Origin of the sequence: Undibacterium sp. GrIS 1.8 (assembly GCF_040544445.1) — a bacterium.
GTDB lineage: Bacteria > Pseudomonadota > Gammaproteobacteria > Burkholderiales > Burkholderiaceae_D > Undibacterium.
On the sequence record NZ_JBEONQ010000014.1, the window covers coordinates 53,496 to 79,577 of the forward strand.

22 protein-coding genes are annotated in these 26,082 nt (G+C 44.2%); 16 read left to right on the top strand and 6 right to left on the bottom strand.

All coding sequences use genetic code 11. The features are described 5' to 3' along the window. Position 1: 1 nt before the first annotated feature. The gene (locus AAKU64_RS08715) at positions 2 to 259 is read right to left on the bottom strand and encodes a hypothetical protein (RefSeq protein WP_354330920.1); all 258 of its coding nucleotides are present in this window, start codon (positions 257 to 259) and stop codon (positions 2 to 4) included. Positions 260 to 405: 146 nt separating this feature from the next. Here AAKU64_RS08715 and phaC point away from each other — a divergent pair, with 146 nt between their 5' ends. The 3 genes from phaC (at position 406) to phaR (ending at position 3,687) form a co-directional block, all read left to right on the top strand. After that, entirely contained in the window at positions 406 to 2,124 is a 1,719-nt protein-coding gene (gene phaC / locus AAKU64_RS08720; RefSeq protein ID WP_354330918.1) for a class I poly(R)-hydroxyalkanoic acid synthase, read from the top strand. 22 nt (positions 2,125 to 2,146) lie between these two features. After that, positions 2,147 to 2,887 carry a 3-ketoacyl-ACP reductase gene (locus AAKU64_RS08725; RefSeq protein ID WP_322119011.1) on the top strand — a complete coding sequence of 247 codons (741 nt, stop codon included), beginning with the start codon at positions 2,147 to 2,149 and terminating at the stop codon, positions 2,885 to 2,887. Between the two features lie 245 nt (positions 2,888 to 3,132). Next, positions 3,133 to 3,687, top strand: a complete 555-nt coding sequence (gene phaR, locus AAKU64_RS08730) for a polyhydroxyalkanoate synthesis repressor PhaR (protein ID WP_354330980.1) — start codon at positions 3,133 to 3,135, stop codon at positions 3,685 to 3,687. Positions 3,688 to 3,910: 223 nt separating this feature from the next. Here the strand turns inward: phaR and AAKU64_RS08735 are convergent, their stop codons facing one another. Continuing rightward, positions 3,911 to 4,210, bottom strand: coding sequence for a hypothetical protein (locus tag AAKU64_RS08735; RefSeq protein WP_354330915.1), 300 nt, complete (start codon positions 4,208 to 4,210; stop codon positions 3,911 to 3,913). A gap of 824 nt (positions 4,211 to 5,034) precedes the next feature. Between AAKU64_RS08735 and ltrA the strand changes: the two genes are divergently transcribed. The 5 genes from ltrA to AAKU64_RS08760 all read left to right on the top strand — a co-directional run bounded on the left by ltrA (position 5,035) and on the right by AAKU64_RS08760 (position 10,719). After that, positions 5,035 to 6,747, top strand: coding sequence for a group II intron reverse transcriptase/maturase (gene ltrA, locus AAKU64_RS08740; protein ID WP_354330913.1), 1,713 nt, complete (start codon positions 5,035 to 5,037; stop codon positions 6,745 to 6,747). A gap of 132 nt (positions 6,748 to 6,879) precedes the next feature. Next, on the top strand, positions 6,880 to 8,268 hold the full coding sequence (gene rimO / locus AAKU64_RS08745) for a 30S ribosomal protein S12 methylthiotransferase RimO (RefSeq protein ID WP_354330911.1): 1,389 nt from the start codon (positions 6,880 to 6,882) through the stop codon (positions 8,266 to 8,268). A 4-nt stretch (positions 8,269 to 8,272) separates the two neighbouring features. After that, the gene (locus AAKU64_RS08750; RefSeq protein ID WP_354330909.1) at positions 8,273 to 8,794 is read left to right on the top strand and encodes a hypothetical protein; all 522 of its coding nucleotides are present in this window, start codon (positions 8,273 to 8,275) and stop codon (positions 8,792 to 8,794) included. A 201-nt stretch (positions 8,795 to 8,995) separates the two neighbouring features. Further along, positions 8,996 to 10,162, top strand: coding sequence for a cystathionine beta-lyase (locus AAKU64_RS08755; RefSeq protein WP_354330907.1), 1,167 nt, complete (start codon positions 8,996 to 8,998; stop codon positions 10,160 to 10,162). Between the two features lie 56 nt (positions 10,163 to 10,218). After that, the gene (locus AAKU64_RS08760) at positions 10,219 to 10,719 is read left to right on the top strand and encodes a hypothetical protein (RefSeq protein WP_354330905.1); all 501 of its coding nucleotides are present in this window, start codon (positions 10,219 to 10,221) and stop codon (positions 10,717 to 10,719) included. A 257-nt stretch (positions 10,720 to 10,976) separates the two neighbouring features. Here the strand turns inward: AAKU64_RS08760 and acnA are convergent, their stop codons facing one another. The 4 genes from acnA to AAKU64_RS08780 form a co-directional block, all read right to left on the bottom strand. After that, a complete protein-coding gene (acnA, locus tag AAKU64_RS08765; RefSeq protein WP_322119005.1) occupies positions 10,977 to 13,712 on the bottom strand; it encodes an aconitate hydratase AcnA in 2,736 nt (911 codons plus the stop codon). A gap of 89 nt (positions 13,713 to 13,801) precedes the next feature. After that, the gene (locus AAKU64_RS08770) at positions 13,802 to 14,296 is read right to left on the bottom strand and encodes a hypothetical protein (RefSeq protein WP_354330903.1); all 495 of its coding nucleotides are present in this window, start codon (positions 14,294 to 14,296) and stop codon (positions 13,802 to 13,804) included. 62 nt (positions 14,297 to 14,358) lie between these two features. Continuing rightward, positions 14,359 to 15,330 (bottom strand): HpcH/HpaI aldolase/citrate lyase family protein, encoded by a 972-nt coding sequence (locus AAKU64_RS08775; RefSeq protein ID WP_354362016.1) that lies wholly within the window; start codon positions 15,328 to 15,330, stop codon positions 14,359 to 14,361. Between the two features lie 72 nt (positions 15,331 to 15,402). Beyond that, complete coding sequence (locus tag AAKU64_RS08780) at positions 15,403 to 16,392, bottom strand: malate dehydrogenase (protein WP_354362017.1); 990 nt, start codon at positions 16,390 to 16,392, stop codon at positions 15,403 to 15,405. Between the two features lie 397 nt (positions 16,393 to 16,789). Here AAKU64_RS08780 and AAKU64_RS08785 point away from each other — a divergent pair, with 397 nt between their 5' ends. The 8 genes from AAKU64_RS08785 (at position 16,790) to AAKU64_RS08820 (ending at position 26,017) form a co-directional block, all read left to right on the top strand. Then, positions 16,790 to 17,602, top strand: a complete 813-nt coding sequence (locus AAKU64_RS08785; protein ID WP_354330897.1) for a GntR family transcriptional regulator — start codon at positions 16,790 to 16,792, stop codon at positions 17,600 to 17,602. Between the two features lie 169 nt (positions 17,603 to 17,771). Further along, the gene (sdhC, locus tag AAKU64_RS08790; RefSeq protein WP_354330895.1) at positions 17,772 to 18,179 is read left to right on the top strand and encodes a succinate dehydrogenase, cytochrome b556 subunit; all 408 of its coding nucleotides are present in this window, start codon (positions 17,772 to 17,774) and stop codon (positions 18,177 to 18,179) included. Then, positions 18,180 to 18,548 carry a succinate dehydrogenase, hydrophobic membrane anchor protein gene (gene sdhD, locus AAKU64_RS08795; protein ID WP_354330893.1) on the top strand — a complete coding sequence of 123 codons (369 nt, stop codon included), beginning with the start codon at positions 18,180 to 18,182 and terminating at the stop codon, positions 18,546 to 18,548. It abuts the gene before it with no gap. A 2-nt stretch (positions 18,549 to 18,550) separates the two neighbouring features. Next, positions 18,551 to 20,329, top strand: a complete 1,779-nt coding sequence (gene sdhA, locus AAKU64_RS08800) for a succinate dehydrogenase flavoprotein subunit (protein WP_354330891.1) — start codon at positions 18,551 to 18,553, stop codon at positions 20,327 to 20,329. 19 nt (positions 20,330 to 20,348) lie between these two features. Next, positions 20,349 to 21,059 carry a succinate dehydrogenase iron-sulfur subunit gene (locus AAKU64_RS08805; RefSeq protein WP_322118997.1) on the top strand — a complete coding sequence of 237 codons (711 nt, stop codon included), beginning with the start codon at positions 20,349 to 20,351 and terminating at the stop codon, positions 21,057 to 21,059. Between the two features lie 133 nt (positions 21,060 to 21,192). Beyond that, positions 21,193 to 21,498, top strand: coding sequence for an FAD assembly factor SdhE (locus AAKU64_RS08810; RefSeq protein WP_503012591.1), 306 nt, complete (start codon positions 21,193 to 21,195; stop codon positions 21,496 to 21,498). A 78-nt stretch (positions 21,499 to 21,576) separates the two neighbouring features. Continuing rightward, positions 21,577 to 22,884, top strand: coding sequence for a citrate synthase (gltA, locus tag AAKU64_RS08815; protein WP_322118996.1), 1,308 nt, complete (start codon positions 21,577 to 21,579; stop codon positions 22,882 to 22,884). A gap of 277 nt (positions 22,885 to 23,161) precedes the next feature. Continuing rightward, positions 23,162 to 26,017: a 2-oxoglutarate dehydrogenase E1 component gene (locus tag AAKU64_RS08820; protein ID WP_354362018.1), complete on the top strand. Its 2,856-nt coding sequence runs from the start codon at positions 23,162 to 23,164 to the stop codon at positions 26,015 to 26,017. The last annotated feature ends 65 nt before the right edge of the window (positions 26,018 to 26,082 follow it).

The window sequence follows — 26,082 nt, forward strand, 5'->3', positions numbered from 1 at the left end:
ATTAACTTTCTGCTGCATCTTGGCTGGAGGCCTCTGCTTTTGTATTGGCAGCGGTCGTATTATTGGCTAGTGCGGCTTTCATCAGTTCTTTGTCCGTAGCCCTTTGTTTTTTTCTTGCTGGCGTCAGCCACAAGTATAAAAATAAGCCTAAAGGCAACACACAGTACATTAAAAACGTCATAATTCCTGCAACAACTGATGCTTCAGTAATTGACATCATTAAAACAACGTAGATCCAGGCAATCGCGATAATATACATACTGCTAAGCCTTAAAGTTACTCCGAAGAGATTAGAGATTTATAAGTAATTTGTAAGTCGCACTAAAACATCCATTGAAAAATTTTAGTGTGTCACAACGTAACTGCAATAACATAATAACGACAAGTTAAAAACAGGAGACACGCATGACGACTTTTGATCCTCAAGCTATGTACTCCAATTGGATGTCACAGCTAATGAAGCAGGACAAATGGCAGGATTGGATGAAGCCAGCAGAGGCTATCAATCACATGCCAATGATGGAGTCACTAAAAGAAGTTGGTGCAAAAATTGACCCTGCAACCATGTCTAAACTGCAAAGTGATTATATGCAGGAATTTGGCAAGTTGTGGCAAGATTTTGCTGTCTCCAAAGTACCTGATTTTAACGATAAACGTTTCTCATCCCCCGATTGGCATAATCATGCCATGCATGCTTATAGCGCAGCGTCATATTTGCTAAATGCTCGATTTTTGATGGCAATGGCTGAATCAGTTCGGGCTCCCGAGAAGACGAAGCAGAAAATTCGTTTTGCGGTGCAGCAAATGACCGACGCAATGTCGCCTGCAAATTTTCTTGTTACTAATCCTGAAGCTCAAACAAAAATTATAGAAAGTAAAGGCGAAAGTCTGGCTAAGGGCATTACGCATATGCTGGCTGATATGCAAAAAGGACGCATTTCACAGACCGATGAATCTGCATTTGAAGTTGGTAAAAATGTTGCTACATCCGAAGGTACAGTGGTTTTTGAAAATCGCCTATTTCAACTGATCCAGTACAGTCCATTAACCAAAACTGTACATCAACGCCCATTGTTGATGGTTCCCCCTTGCATTAACAAGTTTTATATTCTTGATCTACAACCAGAGAATTCGGTAGTGCGTTATGCGGTAGAGCAGGGTCATACTGTTTTCCTTGTTTCATGGGCTAATCCGCATGAGTCTTTGGCGACCGTTAGTTGGAATGATTACATAGAGGAGGGTGCAATTCAGGCGATCCATACTGTTCAACAAATTAGTAAGCAAGACAAAATTAATGCTTTTGGTTTTTGTGTTGGCGGCACAATTATTTCCACAGCGTTAGCTGCTTTGGCTGATCGTGGAGAGCATCCCGTTAGTAGTCTAACGTTACTTACTACGCTATTGGATTTCTCAGACACAGGTATTTTGGATGTGTTTGTCGATGAAATGCAGGTAAGCATGCGTGAACAAACGATTGGTCAAGGCGGTCTGATGCCCGGGCGTGATCTGGCGAGTACTTTTTCCAGTTTGCGCGCGAATGATTTGGTCTGGAATTATGTTCAGACTAATTATTTGAAGGGGGATAGTCCACCTCCGTTTGATTTGTTGTACTGGAATGCAGATAGCACTAATTTGCCTGGACCAATGTTTTGCTGGTACCTGAGAAATACTTATCTGGAAAATAAATTAAAAAAACCAAATGCACTGACGGTTGCTGGAAACAAGATTGATCTCGGTAAAATTGATGCGCCTGTCTTTATTTATGGTTCGCGCGAGGATCATATTGTTCCTTGGCAGGCTGCATACGCTTCCTGCGTTTTGCTTAACCCCAAGAAGAAATCACGTAATCAATTTATTTTGGGGGCGTCTGGTCACATTGCCGGAGTGGTAAATCCTCCAGCGAAAAAGAAGAGAAGTTACTGGACTAATTCTAACATCGGATCAGATGCACAAACCTGGTTTGATGGTGCAAGAGAACATCCTGGTAGTTGGTGGCCAGAGTGGGCAATTTTTTTGAGTGAGCACGGCGGCAAGATGGTGAAAGCCCCGGTAAAGCCAGGAAATGCCAGTTTTAAACCAATAGAGCCTGCACCTGGGCGATATGTCAAAGTAAGAGCAGATTAAATAAAAAAATTGGAGATTTAGTATGTCAAAACGTATAGCTTATGTAACTGGTGGTATGGGTGGAATTGGAACTCCAATATGCAAGCGCTTATGCCAGGAGGGTTTTATCGTTGTTGCCGGATGTGGTCCAAACTCTCAGCGCAAAGACAAATGGCTAGCTGATATGCGGGCAGAAGGTCATGATATTCATGCCTCTGAGGGCAATGTGTCTGATTGGGAGTCTACTAAAGCAGCTTTTGATAAAGTTAAAGCGGAAATCGGTGAGGTCGATGTTCTGGTCAACAACGCAGGCATTACGCGTGATGGTCAATTCCGTAAGATGAGTAAGGCGGATTGGGATGCTGTAATGGATACCAATCTGAATTCTTTATTCAACGTAACCAAACAAATTATTGATGGTATGGCCGATCGTGGTTGGGGGCGCATCATTAATATTTCTTCTGTTAATGGCCAAAAAGGTCAGTTTGGTCAGACAAATTATTCCACGGCCAAAGCCGGTATTCACGGTTTTACTATGGCATTGGCGCAAGAGGTAGCGACTAAAGGAGTGACGGTTAACACGGTTTCTCCAGGCTACGTAGGTACTGATATGGTACGTGCAATACGTCCCGATGTACTGGAGAAGATCGTTTCTGGCATTCCAGTCAAGCGCTTAGCTGAACCGTCTGAAATTGCTTCTATCGTTGCTTGGATTGCTTCTGACGAAGGTGGCTACGCCACTGGATCAGACTTTTCAATTAACGGTGGTTTGCATATGGGCTAGTTGGTTTTTGTCTTTTGTCGCATTGCGGCGAAATAATGCCTGTCGGAATCATTGATTTCGATAGGCATTGTCATTTAAAACAAAAATAGTTGTACTATCGAAAATAGGTGACAAACAAATTTAATGTTTTGCATTACTTGCAATGAATACATTATTTGTTTGCTTAGATTGGGCATAAGTGCAAACGACGGGTAATGCCTCGTTCGTTTGCCAAAAAGCTTAACGATTTGTTAATTGAGACTTCAATGAATAGTGCAAAAAAATCGACGCAGCATTTGATCAAAAAATATCCTAATCGTCGTCTTTATGATACCCAAACAAGTAGCTACATTACTTTGGTTGATGTAAAACAGTTCGTTTTAGAGAATAATGATTTTGCAGTAATAGATGCTAAAACGGGAGAAGATTTAACCCGGAGTATTTTGTTGCAAATCATTCTTGAGGCAGAAGCTGGTGGCACGCCCATGTTTTCCAGTGTTGCTTTGTCCCAGATTATTCGCTACTACGGTCACGCTATGCAAGGCATGATGGGTTCGTATCTTGAGAAAAACATCCAAGCTTTTATCGATATCCAGAATAAACTGACAGAAAACTCTAAGGGAGTTTATGAAGGGAAACCGTTTAGTCCCGAGATGTGGGCGCAGTTTATGAGTGTCCAGGGCCCAATGATGCAGGGAATGATGGGTAATTATATTGAACAAAGCAAAAGCTTATTTGTACAAATGCAAGAGCAAATGCAAAATCAAACTAAGAATATATTCGGCACATTTCCTTTCAATCCAGACGGTAAGCCAAAGTAAATTGCTATAAATTTAATAAACTCACCAATTAAATGGTGATAACCAGTCACTTTTGAGGTGGCCAGGTGAGTAAGAGGTACAATAGCGGATTGCGTGCGACACGACACTTGTCCCCGTGTAAAGAGAAATAACTCTTTTAAATAAAATTGTCCTCATTTGTCCTTTGAGGGCGTCTGCTGTTTTATCCCATGTTTAACTCGGGATTAAGTAGAGGAGGGGGGTATCAATGCATGGTTGTGCCATTTGGTATTTCAGGTGTCAATATGCATTGCTCAACACCTAGTATTTCCTCCAAAGCGGTAACAATATCAGCTAACTCCACGGTTGCCAAAATATTTTCATTGTCCACAATAAAGCCGAGTAACTTTGTATGACCATTCGGTTGTAGGTAATGAATGATAGGCAAGAAATAACCGTCGATCTCTTCGACGATGACTTTAAGTGTACCCGGAGTCGCGCACAGAGTTTTTAATTCTGTGGGCGATATAGAAGGTAAGTGGTTTAAGTTTGTACTTGAAGTCATTTGATTGGATATTGTCAAAGAAGGGAAGCATCAATTTATCGATGTTGAGTTCAGTTGTAAAGGGACAAAAAGCTCTATTTGTCATTGTTCGATTCATCATGCCGTAAGGTTTGGTGAATAGTGAACCTGTTATACGGCTAACAGTAGCCTAAGGAGACATGCGTTGCTGGTAACGGCAGCGTGTGAAGCTCTCCTGACAATGTATCTCCCCATTAATGGGCGTGCTTCTATCGTGAGATAAAGTATGGAGACTCCTAGCGGTGATGGGGTTGAGAGGCTAGGCTGATTGGTATGGGTAACATATGTGAATTGTCGATAAACTTCGTGACTATTGAAATGCCAAAACTGCTGTTAGGCATTAACCAAAAGGTGTATGGTCGGATATTTCGTTGCAATTTCGAAATACGTCGTCATCAGACCATCGGAGAAAAGACAGACCCTAACCCAGTCGTGTGATAAGTAGGGAACGTGGAAAACCCAAATCGTCGCCCAAGTTGTTGTAGTCGGGCAGGTGAACCGTAAGGAACACTGTAGGCGGTGTGGGCATGGGAGGATAGAGAAAGCGAATGCTGGGCTGTAATGGTTCAGATAGGAATTGAAACATTATTCCACGTGAAAGCGGGCAGACTTCTATCTGGTCTATCGTCGCAAGACGGCTGACCAACCCTTTATCTTGGATGAGATGAAGGGTAAGTATCAAGATATGGTACTTACCGAACGGATATTTTTACTTGTGGGAGCTATGGACGCTCCCACAAGGAGCGTTATGAGTTTTCACTTGGGAAATTGAAGTTCTAATTTCAATTTACAAGGAGGAAAGCAGCATGAAAGTGCATATCCATACGGATGTGTCTGCGCTTTCTCATGTACCGCAAGACTGGCACGCTGTAAGTTGGCGACAAGTTGAACGGAACGTGAAAGGGATGCAGATACGAATTGCGAAGGCAACACGGGAAGGCAAATGGCGCAAGGTGAAAGCCCTGCAACGGATGTTGACCCGCACGTTATCCGCAAAGTTATTGGCGGTGAAGCGTGTTACTGAAAATCAAGGTAAACGCACGGCAGGTGTAGATGGTGAGCTGTGGGAGTCACCTGAAAAGAAATGGTTAGCAGTTAGCAGGATGGAGCAGCGTGGATATAGACCTTTGCCTTTGCGAAGAATCTATATACCGAAAGCGAATGGGAAAAAACGCCCTTTAGGGATACCCACTATGCGAGATCGGGCTATGCAGGCTTTATTCTTGTTAGCATTGGAACCTGTATCTGAATCGACGAGCGACCCGAATTCTTATGGGTTTAGAAGTAATCGTTCGACTGCAGATGCGATGTCCCAATTGTTTGTTTCTTTGTCCAGTAAGGCTTCGGCACAATGGATATTGGAAGCAGATATAGCAGGCTGTTTTGATAACATTAACCATGAATGGTTGAGCGACAATGTTCCTATGGATAAGTCGGTTCTTCATAAATGGTTAAAGTCTGGCTTGATTTATCAAAGTCAGTTTCAGGAGACAGAAGCTGGTACGCCGCAAGGAGGAATTATCTCTCCAACATTGGCGAATGTAACGTTGAATGGACTTGAGTCTGGCTTGATTGAATACTTAGGTATGAAGTTTGGTGCGACGAAAGCTCTCAGGCTGAAAGTAAATGTAGTTCGATATGCGGATGATTTTGTTATTACAGGTAGCTCGAAAGAGATACTGGAAAATGAGATCAAGCCTTGGGTAGAAAATTTTCTTGCAGTTCGGGGACTACAACTATCGGAGGAAAAGACGCGCATTGTTCACATGGATCAAGGCTTTGATTTTCTGGGGTGGAATTTCCGTAAATATCAGGAGAAACTACTCATCAAACCAAGTAAGAAAAACGTGCAAACGTTTTATCGCAAGGTAAAGGAAATCATCAACAAACATAAGACGATAAAACAAATGGACTTAATTTATTTGTTGAATCCGATATTACGAGGCTGGGCGCAATATCACAGTCCTGTAGTAGCCAAAATGACGTATAGCCGAATGGAACATTTAATTTTTGACGCATTATGGCAGTGGTCTAAACGGAGACATCCGAAGAAGAATACTGGATGGATTAGGAAGAAATATTTCCATACCATAGGCGAACGAAATTGGGTGTTTGCGGTTCCTGTAGTAAGCGATGAAGGCAGTAAAGACTTGATAGAACTGTACCAGTTGTCAGGTACAGTAATTAAGCGGCATAAGAAAATTAAAGGGGCGTATAACCCTTTTGATCCCGAATGGGAGATGTATGGCGAGCAGTTGCAACAGGAACGCATGTTGGAAAATATGCGTCACAAAAAGCAATTTATTCGTATGTACATTGATCAGGGGGGACTTTGTGCTGTGTGCAAATGCAAGATGACCAAAGCGACAGGCTGGCATGACCATCACATAGAATATCGTGTGCATGGAGGTTCTGATGCACTAGGAAATCGCGTATTATTGCACCCAAACTGTCATGCCCAAGTGCATAGCAAGAGTTTGAAAGTAGTAAAGCCGGCTCCCTTATGGGTTGCTTTGTAATATAGCGTTTCCTTTCTAGGGAACTTTTATAGTAGGCTTGAGCCGTGTGCGATGAAAGTCGCAAGCACGGTTCTTAGGGGGGAATGGGTCAGTAATGACCTGTTCCTACCCTCCTTTGTACCTCTTTTTATTATGTCCACAGATACTCTTATCACTTCCGCCAAACCTTCAGCAATTAATCCTAAGGTCGGTTTCGTCTCTCTTGGCTGCCCAAAAGCGCTGGTTGATTCCGAACAAATCCTAACGCAATTGCGTGCCGAAGGTTACGATACCGCTAAATCTTATGATGGCGCCGATCTGGTGATCGTAAACACCTGCGGTTTTATTGATGCCGCAGTTCAAGAGTCTCTGGATGCAATTGGCGAGGCACTGGCCGAAAATGGCAAAGTTATCGTCACAGGTTGCTTAGGGGCCAAAAAAGACGCCAATGGTAACGACATGATTATGTCTATCCATCCCAAAGTATTGGCGGTGACGGGGCCACATGCCTTGGGTGAAGTGATGGATGCTGTCCATTTGCATTTGCCTAAACCACACGAACCTTTTATTGATTTGGTACCGGCTCAAGGTGTTAAACTGACACCTAAGCATTACGCTTATCTCAAAATTTCTGAAGGCTGCAATCATCGTTGCAGTTTCTGCATTATTCCATCCATGCGTGGTGATCTGGTATCTCGTCCGATTGCCGACATTATGCTGGAGGCAGAAAATCTGTTCATAGCCGGAGTAAAAGAATTACTCGTTATTTCACAAGATACCAGTGCTTACGGGGTAGACGTGAAATTTCGTACTGGTTTTTGGAATGGCAAACCAGTCAAAACCCATATGACACAGTTAGTCGAGGCATTGGGTGATTTGGCAAAACAATATGATGCCTGGGTACGTTTGCATTATGTTTATCCTTATCCGCATGTTGATCAAATTATTCCCTTCATGAACAACGGACATGTTTTACCGTATCTTGATGTGCCATTACAGCATGCCCATCCAGACGTGCTAAAACGCATGAAGCGCCCGGCTAGCGGTGAAAAAAATATTGAGCGGATTAAAGCATGGCGCGCAATGTGTCCTGAAATTACAATACGTTCAACTTTCATCGCCGGTTTTCCTGGCGAAACTGAAGAAGAGTTTGAATACCTGTTAGATTTCTTAAAAGAAGTTGAGATTGATCGCTTAGGCTGCTTTGCCTATTCGCCCGTAGACGGCGCTACTGCGAATGAACTGGCGAATCCAGTTCCAGAAAATATCCGTGAAGATCGTCGTCGTCGCGTCATGGAATTACAAGAAGGTATCTCCAAAAAACGTCTGCAAGCGAAAGTTGGTAAAACGATTCGCGTGTTGATTGACTCTCTTGATCGTAGTGGTGGTGTGGGACGTTCCTCTGCAGATGCGCCAGAGATCGATGGTGTAGTCTATGTAAAACCGCCATTCGAGCCACATCGCAAACTTAAAGTAGGTGACTTTGTCGATGTCAAACTCACGGCAGCTGATGCTCACGATTTGTGGGGCGAGGCGATTTAAATCTATGCCGGCTCTGCATATTCAATTTAGAACTTTATCCCTAGCCTTAGTGTTTGTGCCGCTGTTTTTATCAGTCTCTGTTGTTCACGCGCAGCAAGACGTTGCTAATACGGTCACCAACGCGGCAGCTACACGAGTTACCACGTCCATTTTTAAAGAAGCACAAAGATGGCGTGGTAAGTTGGGAGAAGATGTTGTTGAAATGCGCCTACAGCCTAAGCTAGAAGATATTGACAGTGTCGAAGGTGACTACATTGTCTTTGGTGGAAACAGAAATAAAGGCAATAAAATCTTGTTGGCCGGCGAGGTCAATGGGACCACCTTGACTATGGAAGAATCTGAAGATGGTGTCGACGTTTCTGGTCAATGGGATGGTAAGTTAGAGGGCAAAATTCTGCGTGGCAAATGGCAGTCCGATGACGGTAAGACTATCAAAGATTTTATTCTCGAATTAATGCCGCCAGCAGTAAGTAAGGCTGGTAAATCTAAGAGAGCATCTCCGTTGCATTTGAAGACTGCACAATAATTCCTAGTCAAAGCTGGCTTTCCTGTCTGCTCAGAATATTAAAATTTGCATTGCCCAGCACTGAGCCTCAGATAACGGACTTATAAAATTGTCTCTTGCTGTGCTTCCAAGTAATCGCGTGATCTGTAACAATAGGTTCAACATCGCGTCAGAGTTTATATTAATCTCTGGGCGCTTCTATCTAAATTTCCGCGAGCGTTCATGATGACAATCCCAGGTACAAACACGACATTAATTCATTCTGATTATGTAGCACCAGATGGATTTGCGGCTTTTCCTACGGCGATTCATCACGCTTCTACGGTGTTATTTAAAGATGTTGCTGCAATGCGTGCTCGCAGTTGGCAAGATAAATCAGCCTATACATATGGTCTGCATGGAACGCCCACAAGTTTTACTTTAGAGGCGCGATTAGCTGAGATAGAGCAGGGCGACCATTGTTTGCTGGCACCTAGTGGCTTGGCTGCAATTACGCTGATCGATCTGGCTTTGTTGCAAAGCGGTGACGACGTTTTGATTCCAGATAATGTCTACAATCCCAATCGTGAATTAGGTGATTGGCTGGCAAGTAGTTTTGGGTTGAGTGTACGTTACTACGATCCGCTCATTGGCGCTGGTATTGCGGCACTAATCAAGTCAAATACCAAGTTGATTTGGACCGAAGCGCCGGGTTCTGTATCGATGGAAGTGCCAGACATCCCAGCCATTTGTGCCGCAGCGCATGCGCAAGGTGTGGTGGTGGCGCTAGATAATACCTGGTCTGGTGGATTGGCTTTCCCCGCCTTTGCGCATGGTGTGGATATTGTTATGCAGGCATTAACCAAATATCAAAGTGGCGGTTCTGATGTCTTGATGGGTGCTGTTATTACCAAAGACAAATTATTGAATCAACGTCTGCAATCAGCCCATATGCGTTTGGGTTTTGGCGTCGGTATGGATGATGCCTATCTGATATTGCGTAATTTGCCTAGCTTGAAATTACGTTTTGATGCGCATGATGCCAGCGCCCGTAAAGTCGCGACTTGGTTATCAACTCGTCCGGAGATCGATAAGGTTTTGCATCCAGCTTTGCCAGACTGTCCCGGACATCATATTTGGAAGCGCGATTTTAGTGGTGCTGGCGGTTTGTTTTCTGTGTTATTTGATAGCGCTTATACCGAGCAGCAAACGGACCGCTTTGTCGATGCCTTGAAGCTGTTTAAAATTGGCTTTAGCTGGGGCGGTGCGAATAGTTTATGCGTACCCTATCGTATTCAGCAGATGCGGACGACATGGCCAAATCAAGGTGTGCTGGTGCGTTTTAATATTGGATTGGAAGACGCCGATGACTTAATTGCTGATATTGCGCAAGCGATGTCTGCTTTATAGCACTCAGCTTTTCTCAATTATTTAAAAGACGTAAATTCTGCTGGAAAGGCGTATCCATGATGAAAAAATCAAAACTGGTCATGCTCGTTGTATTTGTATTGACCGGCTGTGCTACGCGCTCGTTAGAAGAGCCAGCCCCGCGTGGTCAAACTCCAGACGCAGGCAAAGCCGCGGCCCCAAAACCTGTGACCGCTCCCAGTTCTTCGACTGCTTTTACGATCAATGGATACAAACGCGATCTTGCTCAATATATTACAAAGCACAATGCGGATAAATCGTATTCAGAGCAGCCGCAAGCGTTGTTGCGGTCTGTCATCGTTTTAAAATTTATTTTGGCGTCAGATGGTAAGTTGATCAAAAGCGAAATTATGCGCAGTAATCACGACAAAGTGACAGAGGCGACTGCTTTGAATAGTCTGCGAGTCAGTGCACCATTCCCCAAGCCTCTACCACATCTGGTGCGTAATGGACGCTTAGAAATTATTGAAACTTGGTTGTTTAATGATGACGGCCGCTTTCAATTACGGAGTATTGCTTTACCGCAAATCGACGAGTAATGATTGATTTTCAGTATTTATTTTAAATATACTGCTGGCTAGTATATTTTAGTTGTCCAATGATTCTTTGGGTGATCGGGCATAATTAGTATAAAAAATAGGGAGTATATGAAACTCCCTAGTCCAATTGTAGCTTGTTTGATTTTTGACTACGCAAAAAAAGAGGGCTGGATTTTGATCCAGCCCTCTTTTCATTTCACTCCTTAGTTACCGGCCTAAGTCGGTAACTAAGGTGATGAATATCAGTTTCTCAACCCTTAAGCCGCTAACAGTTGACGCAATACAAATGGCAAGATGCCGCCATGCTTGTAATAGTCAACTTCAATTGGTGTATCGATACGCAACAAGACTTTGACTTCTTGTTTGTCACCATTGGCACGGTTAATCACCAGTGTCACTTGCTGTTGTGGCTTGATGTCATCTTCGATACCTTTCAGGTCGTAGGATTCTGTGCCTGTAATACCCAAAGAATCAACGCTGTCAGTACCCAAGAACTGCAATGGCAATACGCCCATGCCGACCAGATTAGAGCGGTGGATACGCTCGAATGAACGAGCGATTACAGCTTTAACGCCCAGTAATTGCGTGCCTTTAGCTGCCCAGTCGCGGGATGAGCCCGTGCCATACTCTTCGCCACCGAAGATCATCGTTGGCGTGCCTTCAGCAACATATTTCATCGCGGCATCGTAGATCGCCATTGGCTCGCCAGTTGGCTGGAACAGCGTTTCGCCACCTTCAACACGAGAGCCGTCTTCTTTCGCTGGAATCATCAAGTTTTTGATACGCACGTTGGCAAAAGTACCGCGCATCATGATTTCGTGGTTGCCGCGACGTGAGCCGTAGGAATTAAAATCTGCTTTCAGTACGCCATTTGCTTTCAACCAAATACCTGCTGGGCTAGATTCTTTGATTGAACCGGCAGGGGAGATATGATCGGTTGTAATTGAATCACCAAACACACCCAATGCACGTGCACCAGTAATACCAGTAGCAGCAGCTTTTGGCTCCATCGTAAAGTCAGCGAAGAACGGTGGCTCGGCGATGTAGGTAGAGGTTGGCCAGTCGTAGACTTGACCTTCTGCCACACCTTTGATGTTTTCCCACAATTTGCCAGGTGCACCTTTGACGTCAGCGTAGTTCTCTTTGAATGTTTTTGAGTTCATCGCGAACTTCATTAACTTCTGGATTTCTGCACTGGTTGGCCAGATGTCGCCAAGGAAAATATCTTTACCTTTTACGCGGCCAACTGGTTCAGTCATCAAATCTCTGGTCATATTGCCTGCGATTGCATAGGCAACAACCAAAGGAGGGGAAGCCAAGAAGTTGGAGCGAATATTCGGATGAATCCGGGCTTCAAAGTTGCGATTGCCGGAGAGAATTGCAGATGCCACGATATCATTTGCTACGATGGCTTCGTTCATGGCTGGTGTTAAATCACCAGCGTTACCAATACATGTCGTGCAGCCATAAGCTGTTACGCCGAAGCCGAGTTTTTCCAGATATGGCAACAGACCCGCGGCTTCCAAATACTTGGTAACAACACGCGATCCTGGTGCCAGCGATGTTTTAATATGTGGAGCAACTTTCAAGCCAGCTTCGACAGCTTTCTTAGCTAACAAACCAGCTGCCAATAGTACGCTTGGGTTGGAGGTATTTGTGCAAGACGTAATTGCGGCAATCAGGATATCGCCGTTTTTTACTTTAACGCCGTCTGCATTGGTGTATACCGCATCCAGATCTTCAGCTTTTTTATTGAAGCCGTTCTCTGAGGTTGGTTTAGCAAACAAATCAGCGAAGGTTGATTTGACGTTACCGATTTCAATCCGATCTTGCGGACGTTTTGGACCTGCCAAAGATGGTGCAACGGTGTCCAGTGCCAACGATACTTCCGTTGTGTAATCAATGTCACCAGCTTTAGGAATGCCGAACATTTTCTGGGCTTTGAAATAGCCTTCAAATGCATCGATCTCAGCTTTAGTACGACCAGTACCTTTAAAGTAATCAATCGTTGCTTCATCAACAGGGAAGAAACCCATTGTCGCGCCATATTCTGGTGCCATGTTGGCGATAGTTGCACGGTCTGTCAGAGATAATGTGCGTGTACCTTCGCCAAAGAACTCAACAAACTTGCCTACAACTTTTGCTTTACGTAGCAATTCTGTAATAGTTAATACCAAATCGGTTGCGGTGCAACCTTCACGCAACGCGCCTGTCAGGTTGACGCCAACTACGTCTGGCGTCAGGAAATAAACTGGCTGGCCAAGCATGCCCGCTTCAGCTTCAATGCCGCCCACACCCCATCCAACGACGCCAATACCGTTGATCATTGTTGTATGTGAATCTGTACCTACCAGTGTGTCTGGATAGTAGATATCATTTTTCTTTGCGTCTTTTACTTTATGTACGCCGCGTGCCAAGTATTCCAGGTTAACTTGATGGACGATGCCGAAACCTGGAGGTACAACGCCGAAGGTATCAAAAGCTTGCATACCCCATTTCATGAACTGGTAACGCTCGTTATTGCGTTGAAACTCCAATTTCATGTTCAGATCCAAGGCTTTCTTTTCACGGAAATGATCAATTTGAACAGAGTGGTCGACTACTAAATCAACTGGTACTAAAGGCTCGATATTTTTTGGATTTTTACCTTGTTTCGCAGCGACGTTACGCATTGCTGCCAAGTCAGCCAGCAACGGGACGCCGGTAAAGTCTTGCAGAACTACACGAGACACGACGAAAGGAATTTCGTCAGTACGGTCGCCAGTAGCGCTCCAGTTAGCGAGCTGCTTAACGTGTTCGTCAGTGACTTTTTTGCCGTCACAATTGCGCAGGACAGATTCCAGCACAATACGGATGGAAATTGGTAAGCGCGAAATCTTTACACCCAGATTTTTTTCTAGTGCTGGCAATGAGTAGAATTTGCCTTTTTTAGAATCTGAAATCTTGAAATCTTTCAGGGTTTTGAATGCATCTTTATACGCATTTTGGCTCATGGCTATTCCTTTTTTTACAAAAATCAATGATCAAAAAAATCTACTTATTAAATCACTTCAGTTAAATACGAAATGTACAAAACGCTTGTTTATTTCGCTTGCGATGCGGTCGAGAGTCGTTCGGTTTCTGCTACAACTTGATCTGGTGTTTTACATTCATTGGCTAACTGTTGGCCATGACGTGAATCTAACAACATACTTTTAGACGGAATACCGATAAATACAAATCCAGCTTTTTTATTTTCAAACCGGTTAGCACCGGTTGTCGTATCAATTCTGCTAAGACGATATAGACGTTTTTTCCAACGTATCGCAACGTGTTTATCATCGTCTGCGTTGGTATAAATAGTGAAGAAATTGCCGAGTTCACATTTGTAATCGAAAGTTTTATTTTCGGTGATGTCTGGTTCTAAATCATCTTCATCAGGTACAGCTTTTACTGGAGATAGTTTTTCCGCAATTTTATTTGTTTTGGCAGTTGCTTTTTTGCTGGTACTTGTTGTTTGCGCTTGTGACAAAAGTGGCGAACACAAAATGCTGGACGTGAGCGCCATAAAGCTGACGATGTAGATAATTTTCTTCATTCATATCTCCTGATTACATAAGTTCTTGGAACGTTGTTGAGTTTTATAACGATTACGATAAATCACAATAATATCAGCGCAGAATCTGGTAATGCTAACTGGCAGCGCTGGGCTTTTTTTAACAAAGTCCAATAATATCGGTAGCTGGCTCGATCATGTAGTCGTCCGTTGATCTGTATCGGTCCCCAGTCATTCTGTTGAGCCTCAATCAAAATTGTAATTGCCTCGTTAATTTCTGCAGTTCTTGGTGACAATGCTTTGACGATGGGCTTAATTTGATCAGGATGTATGCTCCACATTCTAGTGTAACCACATTCGATGCCTGCACGATTAGCATCACCTGCGACAATTGCAGTGTCTTTGATTTCAGTGGTTACATTATGTGACGCTACTTTGCCGAAACGATGGCAAGCTGCGGCAATCTCTAACTTTGCGCGCATGACTAATGGATGCGTAAACTGTCCTGGTGATCGCATTGCACTAGACGGAATAGCACCATAATGCGATGAAATAAAATCCATAATGCCAAATGACAGGCACTCGACTTGAGGTAAAGCGGCAATTTGATGAGCGTTGGCCAACGCGCCGTGAGTTTCTATTAAGACGTGAATGGGTGCGGGACTTTGTCGAGAACTCGTCGCGTACTGGTTAATTTTCTGTATGGCTTTGATGACTTGCTCTACGCCATCAACTTTTGGCAGTACCCAATAGGCAATTTTTTCTGCGGCAACAGGTGCAATCAGATCAATATCTTGTTCAAAATAAGGGCTGTTGACATCATGTAGGCGTACGCCAATTCGCTGCAGATAATTACTCTCTGATGCAATCAGATTGCCAACAAGTTTTGCATGTGCGACCTCATTGCCTGCTGCGGCGCCATCTTCACAATCAAATGTAATATCAAATACAGCACCCAGCGCATTTTGCAGCGCCATAGACTTAAGCATGAGTTTTTCAGATCCGGCATAGTGATCACATACCGGCAAAAATGTCGGTTGTTCCTGATCCTGAAATAAAACTTGGGAAGGGTGCATCTTCACGCTATGAGAGAGGAAGTGATTTGGCAAGTTGGACATAGACTACGACCAACTTGCCTCTGATAAAAATCAGCCAACCAGGTGTTTTACGCCGTCACGCTCTTCTTGCAAATCTTTAAGCGTAAGGTTGATACGTTCTTGAGAGAATGCATCGATTTCTAAACCTTGAATAATTTTGTATTCGCCGTTTTCTGTTGTGACAGGAAAACCAAACATAGTACCTTCAGGAATCCCATAAGATCCATCGGAAGGAACGCCCATCGTTGTCCACTTGCCGTTAGTGCCAAGTACCCAGTCACGAACATGATCGATCGCTGCGTTTGCCGCAGATGCAGCAGAAGACAAGCCCCGTGCCTCAATGATGGCTGCACCGCGTTTGCCAACTGTTGGCAAAAATACGTCTTTATTCCATTCTTGATCGTTGATCAAATCTTTAACCGATGCGCCATCAGCAGTTGCAAAGCGATAATCAGCATACATGGTTGGTGAATGATTACCCCATACGCAAAGCTTTTCAATTGCGGCAACTGGTTTACCAATTTTTGCGGCTACTTGTGACAACGCACGGTTGTGATCCAAGCGCAACATTGCAGTGAAATTTTTGGACGGTAAGCTTGGTGCCGATTTCATTGCGATGTACGCATTAGTGTTTGCAGGATTACCAACCACCAAGATTTTTACATTACGCGAAGCAACTGCATCTAATGCTTTACCTTGAACTGTAAAAATTTGTGCATTCGCTTCCAACAAATCTTTGCGTTCCATTCCCGGTCCACGTGGACGCGCACCAACTAACAGGGCAACATCGATATCTTTAAACGCAGTCATCGGGTCACTATGAGCGGTCATGCTGGCGAGCAATGGGAATGCGCAATCGTCGATTTCCATCATGACGCCTTTAAGTGCTTTTTGCGCTTTTTCGTCAGGAATCTCTAATAATTGCAGAATAACCGGTTGGTCTTTGCCAAGCATGTCGCCATTGGCAATGCGGAATAAAAGGGAATAGCCAATTTGGCCAGCAGCGCCTGTTACAGCTACGCGCATAGGGGATTTTGCCATGATGCATCTCCGAAGTGGTGTGAAAATTATGTCGACTTAACGCTTTATAATCAATTATTTCAAACTCGATTATTAGGCATAAAAAGCACACAATGATACCGTTGAAAGTAGGGCGCGTCAGCCAAATTCACAAGCGACCTCTAATTTCTTAATCTATCAATATTAAGCTTCAATCTTTATATCAATCTACGGTGTTTGTGGATTTCTACTTTACTTTGAATCTATAAGAACTAATACTGCTTGACGACTTTGGTGTTGGTTCTTGTCAACTCGTTCGTACGGGAGTTTAGGTTGGCTGGAACGAAGTGTCAATCAATATCTTATGTCTTATATAAGACATATTACTTGTTAATTTGTTGTGGACGGAATGCTACTTTCTGTGGTGAAATTGTGGTCTATGAATTCTACTGTGCCAACCGCCAATAATCAGGGTAATAATCCTAATAGCTCGACTGTAGGTGTTGCTGCGCCTGGTTATGTGACATCTGGCGCATCTCCTACTTTTAGCCCTTTATATCAGCAAATTAAAGCTTTGATTACACAGAGTTTGCAGTCGGGCGAGTGGAAGCCTGGTGAGTTGATCCCTAGTGAGATGGAATTGGCTAGTCGTTTTAAGGTAAGTCAGGGTACTGTTCGCAAGGCGATCGATGAGCTATCTGCAGAAAATTTGGTTGTACGCAGACAGGGGAAGGGTACATTTGTCGCAACTCATCATGAGGCGCGTTCCCAATTCCGTTTTTTGCGCTTGGTGCCAGATGTTGGCATTCCACATTATCCTGAGAACAGAATTATCGAGGTCAAGCGGCTCCGTGCACCAGCTGATGTTGCGCGTGCACTAGATATCAAGTCAGGTGACTCTGTTGTGTTTATCCGCAGAGTTCAATCTTTTTCTAACGTACCCACCATTTTGGATGAATTGTGGTTGCCAGGGGTGATCTTTAAGGGATTGACTGCTGAGCGCCTTAATGAATACAAAGGCCCGATGTACGGTTTATTTGAAACTGAGTTTGGTACTCACATGATCCGAGCGTCCGAAGAAATTCGAGCGGTTTGTGCTGATGAGGTTTCCGCTAATTTGCTTCAGTTAGATGTTGGTGCACCTTTGTTAAAGGTGGAACGAATTTCGTTTACCTATGGCGATAAGCCTGTCGAGTTACGACGTGGGCTCTATCTGACCGACCAGCACCATTATCGTAATGAACTGAGTTAATGCGGGTCATCTAAGACGATTATTGGCATTACGTGTCAAAATACGTATTCAGATTTCGCAGTAAAATATGACTATTTTGTAGCAAAATGTCTTTTTGGTTGGTGCAATGCACCAAAATAGGCGAAAATTATAAAGTTCATGTACAGACTAGTTAATGGGGAGATTATTTATGTCTGAAGTAGTAAAAGCCAAACCTCGCTACGGGGTGATGCGGCTGATTGATGCCACAGGATATCGGCTGCCACTAGCTGGATTCGTTTCTATTCTGCACCGCGCAAGCGGAATGCTGATGTTTTTGCTCTTACCATTCATTTTGTATTTATTGGATAAAAGCATTACTTCAGAACTGTCATTTGCAGTGCTTAAAAATTTCACTTCGGGTATTTTTGTTAAATTGATTATTTTGGCGCTGTCGTGGGCTTATTTGCACCATTTTTGTGCTGGTATTCGTCATTTGTTCATGGATTTTCATGTTGGATTGAATAAAGACTCTGCACGTCAATCTGCCGTTGGTGTATTCGCGGTGAGCCTGTCTTTGGCTGCTTTGATTGCTCTTAAATTATTTGGAGTATTTTAAATGGCAAATAACAATATTGGGCCTAATCGGTTTGTCACTGGTGCGCATTATGGTTTGCGCGATTGGTTGGCGCAACGTGTCACAGCTATCGTAATGGCGCTCTATACCCTGTTGTTACTTGGGTTGTTTTTAACGGCAAACGACTTTAGTTATGCAGGCTGGGCAGGTATTTTCGCGCAACAGTGGTTTAAGTTGGCGACTTTTGCTGTCTTTATGTGTTTGTTTTATCACGCTTGGGTAGGTATGCGTGATATCTGGATGGATTATGTGACGCACAGCGTTGCATTGCGTCTGGTGTTTCAAGTCGCCACTATTTTGTGGCTGATCGCTTGTGTCGGATATGCGGCACAGATTTTGTGGAGAGTATAACCGTGGCAGCAATCAAACCCGCAATTCCATCCCGCCGCTTCGATGCGGTGATCGTTGGCGCAGGTGGCTCTGGCATGCGTGCTTCCTTGCAATTGGCAGAAGCTGGCCTGAACGTCGCTGTATTGTCTAAAGTATTTCCGACGCGTTCGCACACAGTTGCGGCACAAGGTGGTATTGGCGCATCACTAGGTAATATGTCCGAGGATAATTGGTACTGGCATATGTTTGATACCGTAAAAGGATCAGATTATTTGGGCGACCAAGATGCAATTGAATTTATGTGCCGTGAAGCACCTAAAGTAGTTTATGAGTTAGAACATTTCGGTATGCCATTTGATCGTAACGCTGATGGCACTATTTACCAGCGCCCGTTTGGCGGCCACACTGCAAATTTCGGTGAAAAACCAGTACAGCGCGCATGTGCGGCTGCAGATCGTACTGGTCACGCGTTATTGCACACTTTGTATCAGCGTAACGTTCGTGCTCGTACTCATTTCTTCGTCGAGTGGATGGCAATTGATTTAATTCGTGATGCTGATGGAGATGTCTTGGGCGTAGTTGCCTTGGAAATGGAAACTGGCGAAGTGATGATGTTAGAAGCCAAGCAAACCATCTTTGCAACCGGAGGTGCAGGTCGTATCTGGGCTGCCTCAACGAATGCATTTATCAATACTGGTGACGGTATGGGTATGGCCGCACGCGCTGGTTTGCCTCTGGAAGATATGGAATTCTGGCAATTCCATCCAACTGGTGTTGCCGGTGCTGGCGTTTTGATTACAGAGGGCGTCCGTGGTGAAGGAGGTATTCTGGTCAATAGCCAGGGCGAGCGTTTCATGGAGCGTTATGCACCGACACTAAAAGATCTTGCTCCTCGCGATTTCGTTTCCCGTTCTATGGATCAGGAAATAAAAGAAGGTCGCGGTTGCGGTCCAAATAAAGATCACGTTATGCTGGATTTGCGTCATATCGGAGCGGATACCATTCAGAAACGATTGCCATCGATTCTGGAGATCGCACATAAGTTTGCTAACGTTGATGCGACCAAAGAACCGATCCCGGTAGTGCCAACTATCCATTATCAAATGGGTGGTATTCCAACTAATATTTACGGTCAGGTTGTTGCCCCTAAAAACGGTAACCCTAATGAAATAGTGAATGGTTTATATGCGATTGGTGAGTGTGCATGCGTTTCAGTGCATGGCGCTAATCGTTTAGGTACCAATTCGCTGTTGGACTTACTAGTATTTGGTCGCGCAGCAGGTAATCATATCGTTGCCAGCAATTTGAAGGCTCGCAGCAATAAGGATCTGCCAGCGGATGCAGCAGATCTTGCATTATCTCGTTTGGCCAAACTGGAAACTAGCACGGGTACCGAGCGTGTACAGGACGTCGCGAATGCGATTCGTAAAACAATGCAGTACCACTGTGGCGTATTCCGTACTGATGAGTTGCTGCAAGAGGGCGTCAAGGAAATCATGGAGTTGGATGAACGTCGTAAGCACGTCTCGTTCAAAGACAAATCTAAGGTGTTTAATACAGCGCGTGTTGAAGCCTTAGAATTGGATAATTTGATTGAAACCGCAAAAGCAACTATCACATCTGCTGCTGCACGCAAAGAGTCGCGTGGTGCTCATGCGCATCGTGATTATGAGAAGCGCGACGATGAAAATTGGATGAAACACACGCTATGGTATTCGGAGGCTAATCGTCTGGATTACAAACCAGTTGTTACCAAGCCGCTGACTGTAGAGACCTTCAAGCCTAAAGCACGTACTTTCTAAGAATTGCGAAGAGAATAAAATGGCACGTACACTCAAATTTAAAATTTATCGCTACGATCCTGACAAGGATGCAAAGCCTTACATGCAAGACCTTACAGTTGAGCTGCAAGACACAGACAAAATGTTGCTGGATGCATTGCAACGCATCAAAGCTGACGTTGATGATTCTCTTGCCTTGCGTCGTTCATGCCGCGAAGGTGTGTGTGGTTCAGATGCAATGAATATTAATGGAAAAAATGGCTTGGCTTGTACCACTAATTTGAACGAGTTGACTGAGCCTATTGTTTTGCGTCCTTTACCCGGTTTGCCAGTCATTCGTGATCTGATCGTGGACATGACGCAATTCTTCAAGCAATACAACTCCATCAAACCATATTTGATGAACGAGTCGATTCCGCCTGAAAAAGAGCGCCTGCAAACGCCTGCAGAACGTGAAGAATTAGATGGCTTGTATGAATGCATTTTGTGTGCTTGCTGCTCTACATCTTGCCCTTCGTTTTGGTGGAATCCAGACAAATTCGTTGGCCCTGCCGGTTTATTGCAAGCCTATCGTTTTATCGCAGATTCACGCGATGAGGCGACAAATGAGCGCTTGGATAACCTAGAAGATCCGTATCGTTTGTTTCGATGCCACACGATCATGAATTGCGTTGATGTTTGCCCTAAGGGTCTTAATCCGACCAGGGCGATTGGCAAGATTAAAGAGTTAATGGTTAGGCGAGCTGTCTAGTCGTTGCAGAATTTAATCGAGTAAAACAATCGAGAGCTACAAGTTCGTTGTTCCACGAATGTTGAATTTGGAGCTCTTATTTTATGTAATTTTTGTTTTGCTTCAAACGGCAGTCTCAAGAATTGCATGAAATATGAATTCAGTATTGAAAGCAATTATGTCTGAAACTAAAATCGTATCCCATCAAAGTGACCCCGTAAAACGAGCTCGCCTAAGGTGGCGCTCCAGACGCGGTCTTTTGGAAAATGATCTCATACTCACTCGTTTTTTAGATTTACATGAGACATCTCTTACAGATGATGAAGTGGATGCTTTTGGTCGATTGATGGAATTGCCTGATAATACTTTGATGGACCTTATTCTGGCTAAAAAGCAACCAGAAGCTGAAGTTGATTTGCCGCACGTGCACGCACTTTTGGCTCGCTTGCAGATTGCCTGATGTTGATAGAGATTTATTGATAAAAATTTTCTCTCGTTTTTTTGATTAACGACTCAACTCTATGTTGAAGGAAGAGCCATGACGAATTCTGAAACAAAAGCCACACTATCTTTCTCTGATGGTTCTGCATCATTAGAAATGCCAATTTACAAAGGTACAGTTGGTCCTGACGTAATCGATATCCGTAAATTGTATGGCGCAACAGGGATGTTTACTTATGATCCAGGCTTCATGTCAACGGCAGCATGTAACTCGTCGATTACTTACATTGATGGCGACAAAGGCGAACTGCTGTATCGCGGCTACCCCATTGAACAACTAGCGGTTAATGGTGGTGATTTTTTAGAAACTTGTTTCCTGCTATTGAACGGTGAGTTGCCAACAGTTGAGCAAAAGGCTGAATTTGTTGCTACTGTAACGAATCACACTATGGTGCACGAGCAGATGCAATTTTTCTTCCGCGGCTTCCGTCGTGATGCACATCCGATGTCTGTTCTGGTGGGCACAGTAGGCGCTTTAGCGTCGTTCTACCACGATTCCCTCGATATTAATAATCCGCGTCACCGTGAAGTATCTGCAATTCGTTTGATCGCAAAAATGCCAACTCTGGTTGCTATGGCTTATAAGTATTCCATTGGGCAGCCTTTTGTTTATCCTCGTAATGACTTGTCATATAGCGCTAACTTCATGCACATGATGTTCTCTACGCCATGTGAGCCATATAAGGTAAATGAAGTTTTGGTTCGTGCTTTAGATCGTATTTTGATATTGCATGCTGATCACGAGCAAAATGCATCTACTTCCACAGTTCGTCTAGCGGGTTCGTCTGGAGCAAACCCATTTGCGTGTATCGCTGCTGGTATTGCTTGTTTGTGGGGCCCTGCACACGGCGGTGCTAATGAAGCAGCTTTGAGCATGCTAGAAGAGATTGGAAGCGTTGATAATATTTCTGAATTTATCGCCCAAGTAAAAGATAAAAACTCTGGTGTAAAGTTGATGGGCTTCGGTCATCGTGTTTATAAAAACTATGATCCACGTGCTAAATTAATGCGTGAAACTTGCTATGAAGTACTGCAAGAACTCGGTTTGCAAGATGATCCATTGTTTAAACTTGCGATGGCGTTAGAAAAAATTGCGCTGGAAGATGAATACTTCGTTTCTCGTAAATTGTATCCAAATGTCGATTTCTATTCCGGCATCGTCCAACGTGCACTCGGTATTCCGACGTCCTTATTTACGGGTATTTTTGCCTTGGCTCGTACAGTTGGCTGGATCGCGCAGTGGAAAGAAATGATTTCTGATCCAGAGCAAAAAATTGGTCGACCACGTCAATTATTTGTCGGATCTCAGACGCGTACCGTATTGCCCATTGATCAGCGTGGATAGTTGGTATTGAAAAAAAGCGAGTCAGCTAGACTCGTTTTTTTTTACATTAAATATGCTATGCTTCAATTAGTAAATAGATTTTTAGATGTAAATTCATTTTTAATTCAAAAAAGTTATTTTTTTAAATATACGAATGACAGTTTTGATTTAAAAGTGGAGTAGTTAGAAACCAGCCCTTCCCCACAACTTGATGTGCAATCCGCTAACCGGTCAGGCCGTGTCGCGGAAGGTTAGATTAACCCGCTAATCTCGCGAAACGCGAAGAAAGGTGAGCAAGATGATGCAACAATATAACGCTAACTCGTATTTGTTCGGCGGCAACGCGCCGTACGTAGAAGAACTTTACGAAGCGTATCTAAACAATCCCGGATCTGTTCCTGATAACTGGCGCGCGTATTTTGACGCGATGCAAAACGTTCCTGCGGTCGATGGCTCAAGTAAACCGGACGTAGCGCACGCACCTGTGATTGCTTCGTTTGCTGAGCGAGCCAAACAAGGTCCTATTCGTACAGTCAGTGCGAGTGCCGACGCCGAAATGGGTCGTAAACGTGTCGCTGCACAGCAATTGATTGCTGCCTATCGCTTCTTAGGTAGCCACTGGGCGAATTTGGATCCTTTGCAACGCCAAGAACGCCCTAATATCCCAGAACTTGAAGCTAGTTTTTATGGCTTTACAGACGCTGATATGGATATCCAGTTCAATATTAGCAATACTTATTTTGGGCCAGAAACCGCATCATTGCGCGATTTGCTGAATTCTTTGCGCGATACTTATTGTCGTTCGATCGGTGCTGAATTTATGTATATCAGCGACCCAACTGAAAAGCGTTGGTTACAACAAAAGCTGGAGTCCATTCGTTCGACTCCAAGTTTTTCCGCTGAAAAGAAAAAACATATTCTTGATCGCTTGACCGCAGCAGAAGGTTTAGAGCGCTACCTTCATACTCGTTACGTTGGTCAAAAACGTTTCTCACTTGAAGGTGGTGAGAGTTTTATCGCCTCCATGGATGAGACTATTCAACGTGCCGGTGAACGTGGTGTTGAAGAGATCGTTATCGGTATGGCGCATCGTGGTCGTTTGAACGTGCTGGTCAATACTCTGGGTAAGATGCCACAAGATTTGTTTGCTGAATTTGAAGGCAAACATGGTGACGATCTGCCAGCAGGTGACGTTAAATACCACCAAGGCTTCTCATCAGATATTTCCACTCCGGGCGGACCAGTCCATTTGTCCCTTGCATTCAATCCATCCCATCTTGAAATCGTTAATCCAGTAGTTGAGGGTTCGGTTAAGGCGCGTATGGAGCGTCGTGGCGACAAGGATGGTTCTCAAGTTTTGCCAATCTTAGTCCACGGTGATGCTGCGTTTGCAGGGCAAGGCGTTGTCATGGAAACGCTGAACCTCGCGCAAACACGTGGTTATGGTACTGGCGGAACGGTGCATATCGTGATCAACAATCAGATTGGTTTTACCACATCTGATCCGCGCGATTCCCGTTCTACTTTGTATTGTTCCGACGTCGTAAAAATGATCGAGGCACCTGTATTGCACGTCAATGCAGATGATCCTGAAGCCGTTGTTCTGGCAACGCAGATCGCTTTGGACTACCGTATGGAGTTCAAGAAGGATGTCGTTGTTGATATTATTTGCTACCGCAAGCTAGGTCACAACGAGCAAGATACACCAGCGCTGACGCAGCCTCTGATGTATAAAAAAATTGCTCAGCACCCTGGTACTCGTAAAATGTACGCCGATAAATTGGCAGCGCAAGGTACGATCCCAGCTGATGGTGGCGATACGATGGTCAAGGCTTTCCGTGATGCTATGGATGCAGGTAAGCATACGGTTGATCCGGTCATCTCCAACTTCAAGAACAAATATGCAGTGGATTGGATTCCTTTCCTAAACCGTAAATGGACTGATGCAGCAGATACAGCAGTACCTCTTTCTGAGTTGAAGCGTTTAGCTGAGCGTATTACGACGGTACCAGAAAGCTTCAAGCCGCATAGTCTGGTTGAAAAAGTTCTGGGCGACCGCGCAACCATGGGTCGCGGTGAATTAAATCTTGACTGGGGTATGGGCGAGCATCTTGCCTATGCATCTTTAGTTGCGTCTGGTTATGCAATTCGTTTGACGGGTCAAGATGCCGGTCGCGGTACATTTGTACATCGCCACGCGGTTTTGCATGATCAAAATCGTGAGCGTTGGGATGCAGGTACTTATATTCCTTTGCAAAACATTTCAGACAAGCAAGCTCCATTCGTCGTGATTGATTCTGTATTGTCAGAAGAAGCTGTATTGGCATTTGAATATGGTTATTCCACTGCAGAACCAAATACATTGACAATCTGGGAAGCGCAATTCGGCGATTTCGCTAACGGTGCTCAAGTTGTTATCGACCAATTCATCAGCTCCGGCGAAGTGAAATGGGGTCGTGCTTCTGGTTTGGTGCTGATGTTGCCGCATGGTTACGAAGGCCAAGGTCCAGAGCATTCATCTGCACGTCCTGAACGTTTCTTACAGTTGTGCGCTGACAATAATATGCAAGTAGTTCAGCCGACGAATGCTGCGCAAATTTTCCATCTCTTGCGTCGTCAGATGATCCGTCAGTTCCGTAAGCCTTTGGTCATCATGACGCCGAAGTCCTTGCTGCGTAATAAAGATGCGGGGTCTCCGTTGTCTGAATTAGCAAAAGGCAGTTTCCATACAGTGATTGGCGAAGTGGATGACAAGATCGATGCCAAAAAAGTGAAGCGTGTGATCGCTTGTTCAGGCAAGATTTACTACGATCTGGTCAATGCACGTAAAGAGCGTGGTCAGACTGATACGGCGATTATCCGTGTGGAGCAGTTATATCCGTTCCCACATAAGAGCTTCTCAGCTGAGTTGAAAAAATTCCCACAATTGGCTGAATTGGTTTGGGCACAAGATGAGCCGCAAAATCAGGGACCTTGGTTCCAGATTCAGCACAATATTTTTGAAAGTCTGGATGAAGGTCAAAAACTGGCATATGCCGGTCGTCCAGCTAGCGCATCGCCTGCTGTAGGTTACTACGACAAGCACTACGCACAACAAAAAGCATTGCTGGATACGGCATTTTCTAAACTCAAAGGCTACGTCCTGACTAAATAACGATCTTGTATTGACTGTGCATATTCATTACGCATAAATCAATTAGTGATCCGTGGCGCAGCAGA

Excerpts from the sequence above, each read along its gene's own strand:
- phaC (WP_354330918.1), top strand. The coding sequence starts at position 406 with ATGACGACTTTTGATCCTCAAGCTATGTACTCCAATTGGATGTCACAG.
- AAKU64_RS08805 (WP_322118997.1), top strand. The coding sequence starts at position 20,349 with ATGGCACGTACACTCAAATTTAAAATTTATCGCTACGATCCTGACAAG.
- AAKU64_RS08760 (WP_354330905.1), top strand. The coding sequence starts at position 10,219 with ATGATGAAAAAATCAAAACTGGTCATGCTCGTTGTATTTGTATTGACC.
- phaR (WP_354330980.1), top strand. The coding sequence starts at position 3,133 with ATGAATAGTGCAAAAAAATCGACGCAGCATTTGATCAAAAAATATCCT.
- AAKU64_RS08785 (WP_354330897.1), top strand. The coding sequence starts at position 16,790 with ATGAATTCTACTGTGCCAACCGCCAATAATCAGGGTAATAATCCTAAT.
- AAKU64_RS08755 (WP_354330907.1), top strand. The coding sequence starts at position 8,996 with ATGATGACAATCCCAGGTACAAACACGACATTAATTCATTCTGATTAT.
- AAKU64_RS08770 (WP_354330903.1), bottom strand. The coding sequence starts at position 14,296 with ATGAAGAAAATTATCTACATCGTCAGCTTTATGGCGCTCACGTCCAGC.
- rimO (WP_354330911.1), top strand. The coding sequence starts at position 6,880 with ATGTCCACAGATACTCTTATCACTTCCGCCAAACCTTCAGCAATTAAT.
- sdhD (WP_354330893.1), top strand. The coding sequence starts at position 18,180 with ATGGCAAATAACAATATTGGGCCTAATCGGTTTGTCACTGGTGCGCAT.
- AAKU64_RS08780 (WP_354362017.1), bottom strand. The coding sequence starts at position 16,392 with ATGGCAAAATCCCCTATGCGCGTAGCTGTAACAGGCGCTGCTGGCCAA.
- AAKU64_RS08715 (WP_354330920.1), bottom strand. The coding sequence starts at position 259 with ATGTATATTATCGCGATTGCCTGGATCTACGTTGTTTTAATGATGTCA.
- AAKU64_RS08775 (WP_354362016.1), bottom strand. The coding sequence starts at position 15,330 with ATGCACCCTTCCCAAGTTTTATTTCAGGATCAGGAACAACCGACATTT.
- AAKU64_RS08735 (WP_354330915.1), bottom strand. The coding sequence starts at position 4,210 with ATGACTTCAAGTACAAACTTAAACCACTTACCTTCTATATCGCCCACA.
- AAKU64_RS08820 (WP_354362018.1), top strand. The coding sequence starts at position 23,162 with ATGATGCAACAATATAACGCTAACTCGTATTTGTTCGGCGGCAACGCG.
- acnA (WP_322119005.1), bottom strand. The coding sequence starts at position 13,712 with ATGAGCCAAAATGCGTATAAAGATGCATTCAAAACCCTGAAAGATTTC.
- AAKU64_RS08750 (WP_354330909.1), top strand. The coding sequence starts at position 8,273 with ATGCCGGCTCTGCATATTCAATTTAGAACTTTATCCCTAGCCTTAGTG.
- gltA (WP_322118996.1), top strand. The coding sequence starts at position 21,577 with ATGACGAATTCTGAAACAAAAGCCACACTATCTTTCTCTGATGGTTCT.
- AAKU64_RS08725 (WP_322119011.1), top strand. The coding sequence starts at position 2,147 with ATGTCAAAACGTATAGCTTATGTAACTGGTGGTATGGGTGGAATTGGA.
- ltrA (WP_354330913.1), top strand. The coding sequence starts at position 5,035 with ATGAAAGTGCATATCCATACGGATGTGTCTGCGCTTTCTCATGTACCG.
- AAKU64_RS08810 (WP_503012591.1), top strand. The coding sequence starts at position 21,193 with ATGAATTCAGTATTGAAAGCAATTATGTCTGAAACTAAAATCGTATCC.
- sdhC (WP_354330895.1), top strand. The coding sequence starts at position 17,772 with ATGTCTGAAGTAGTAAAAGCCAAACCTCGCTACGGGGTGATGCGGCTG.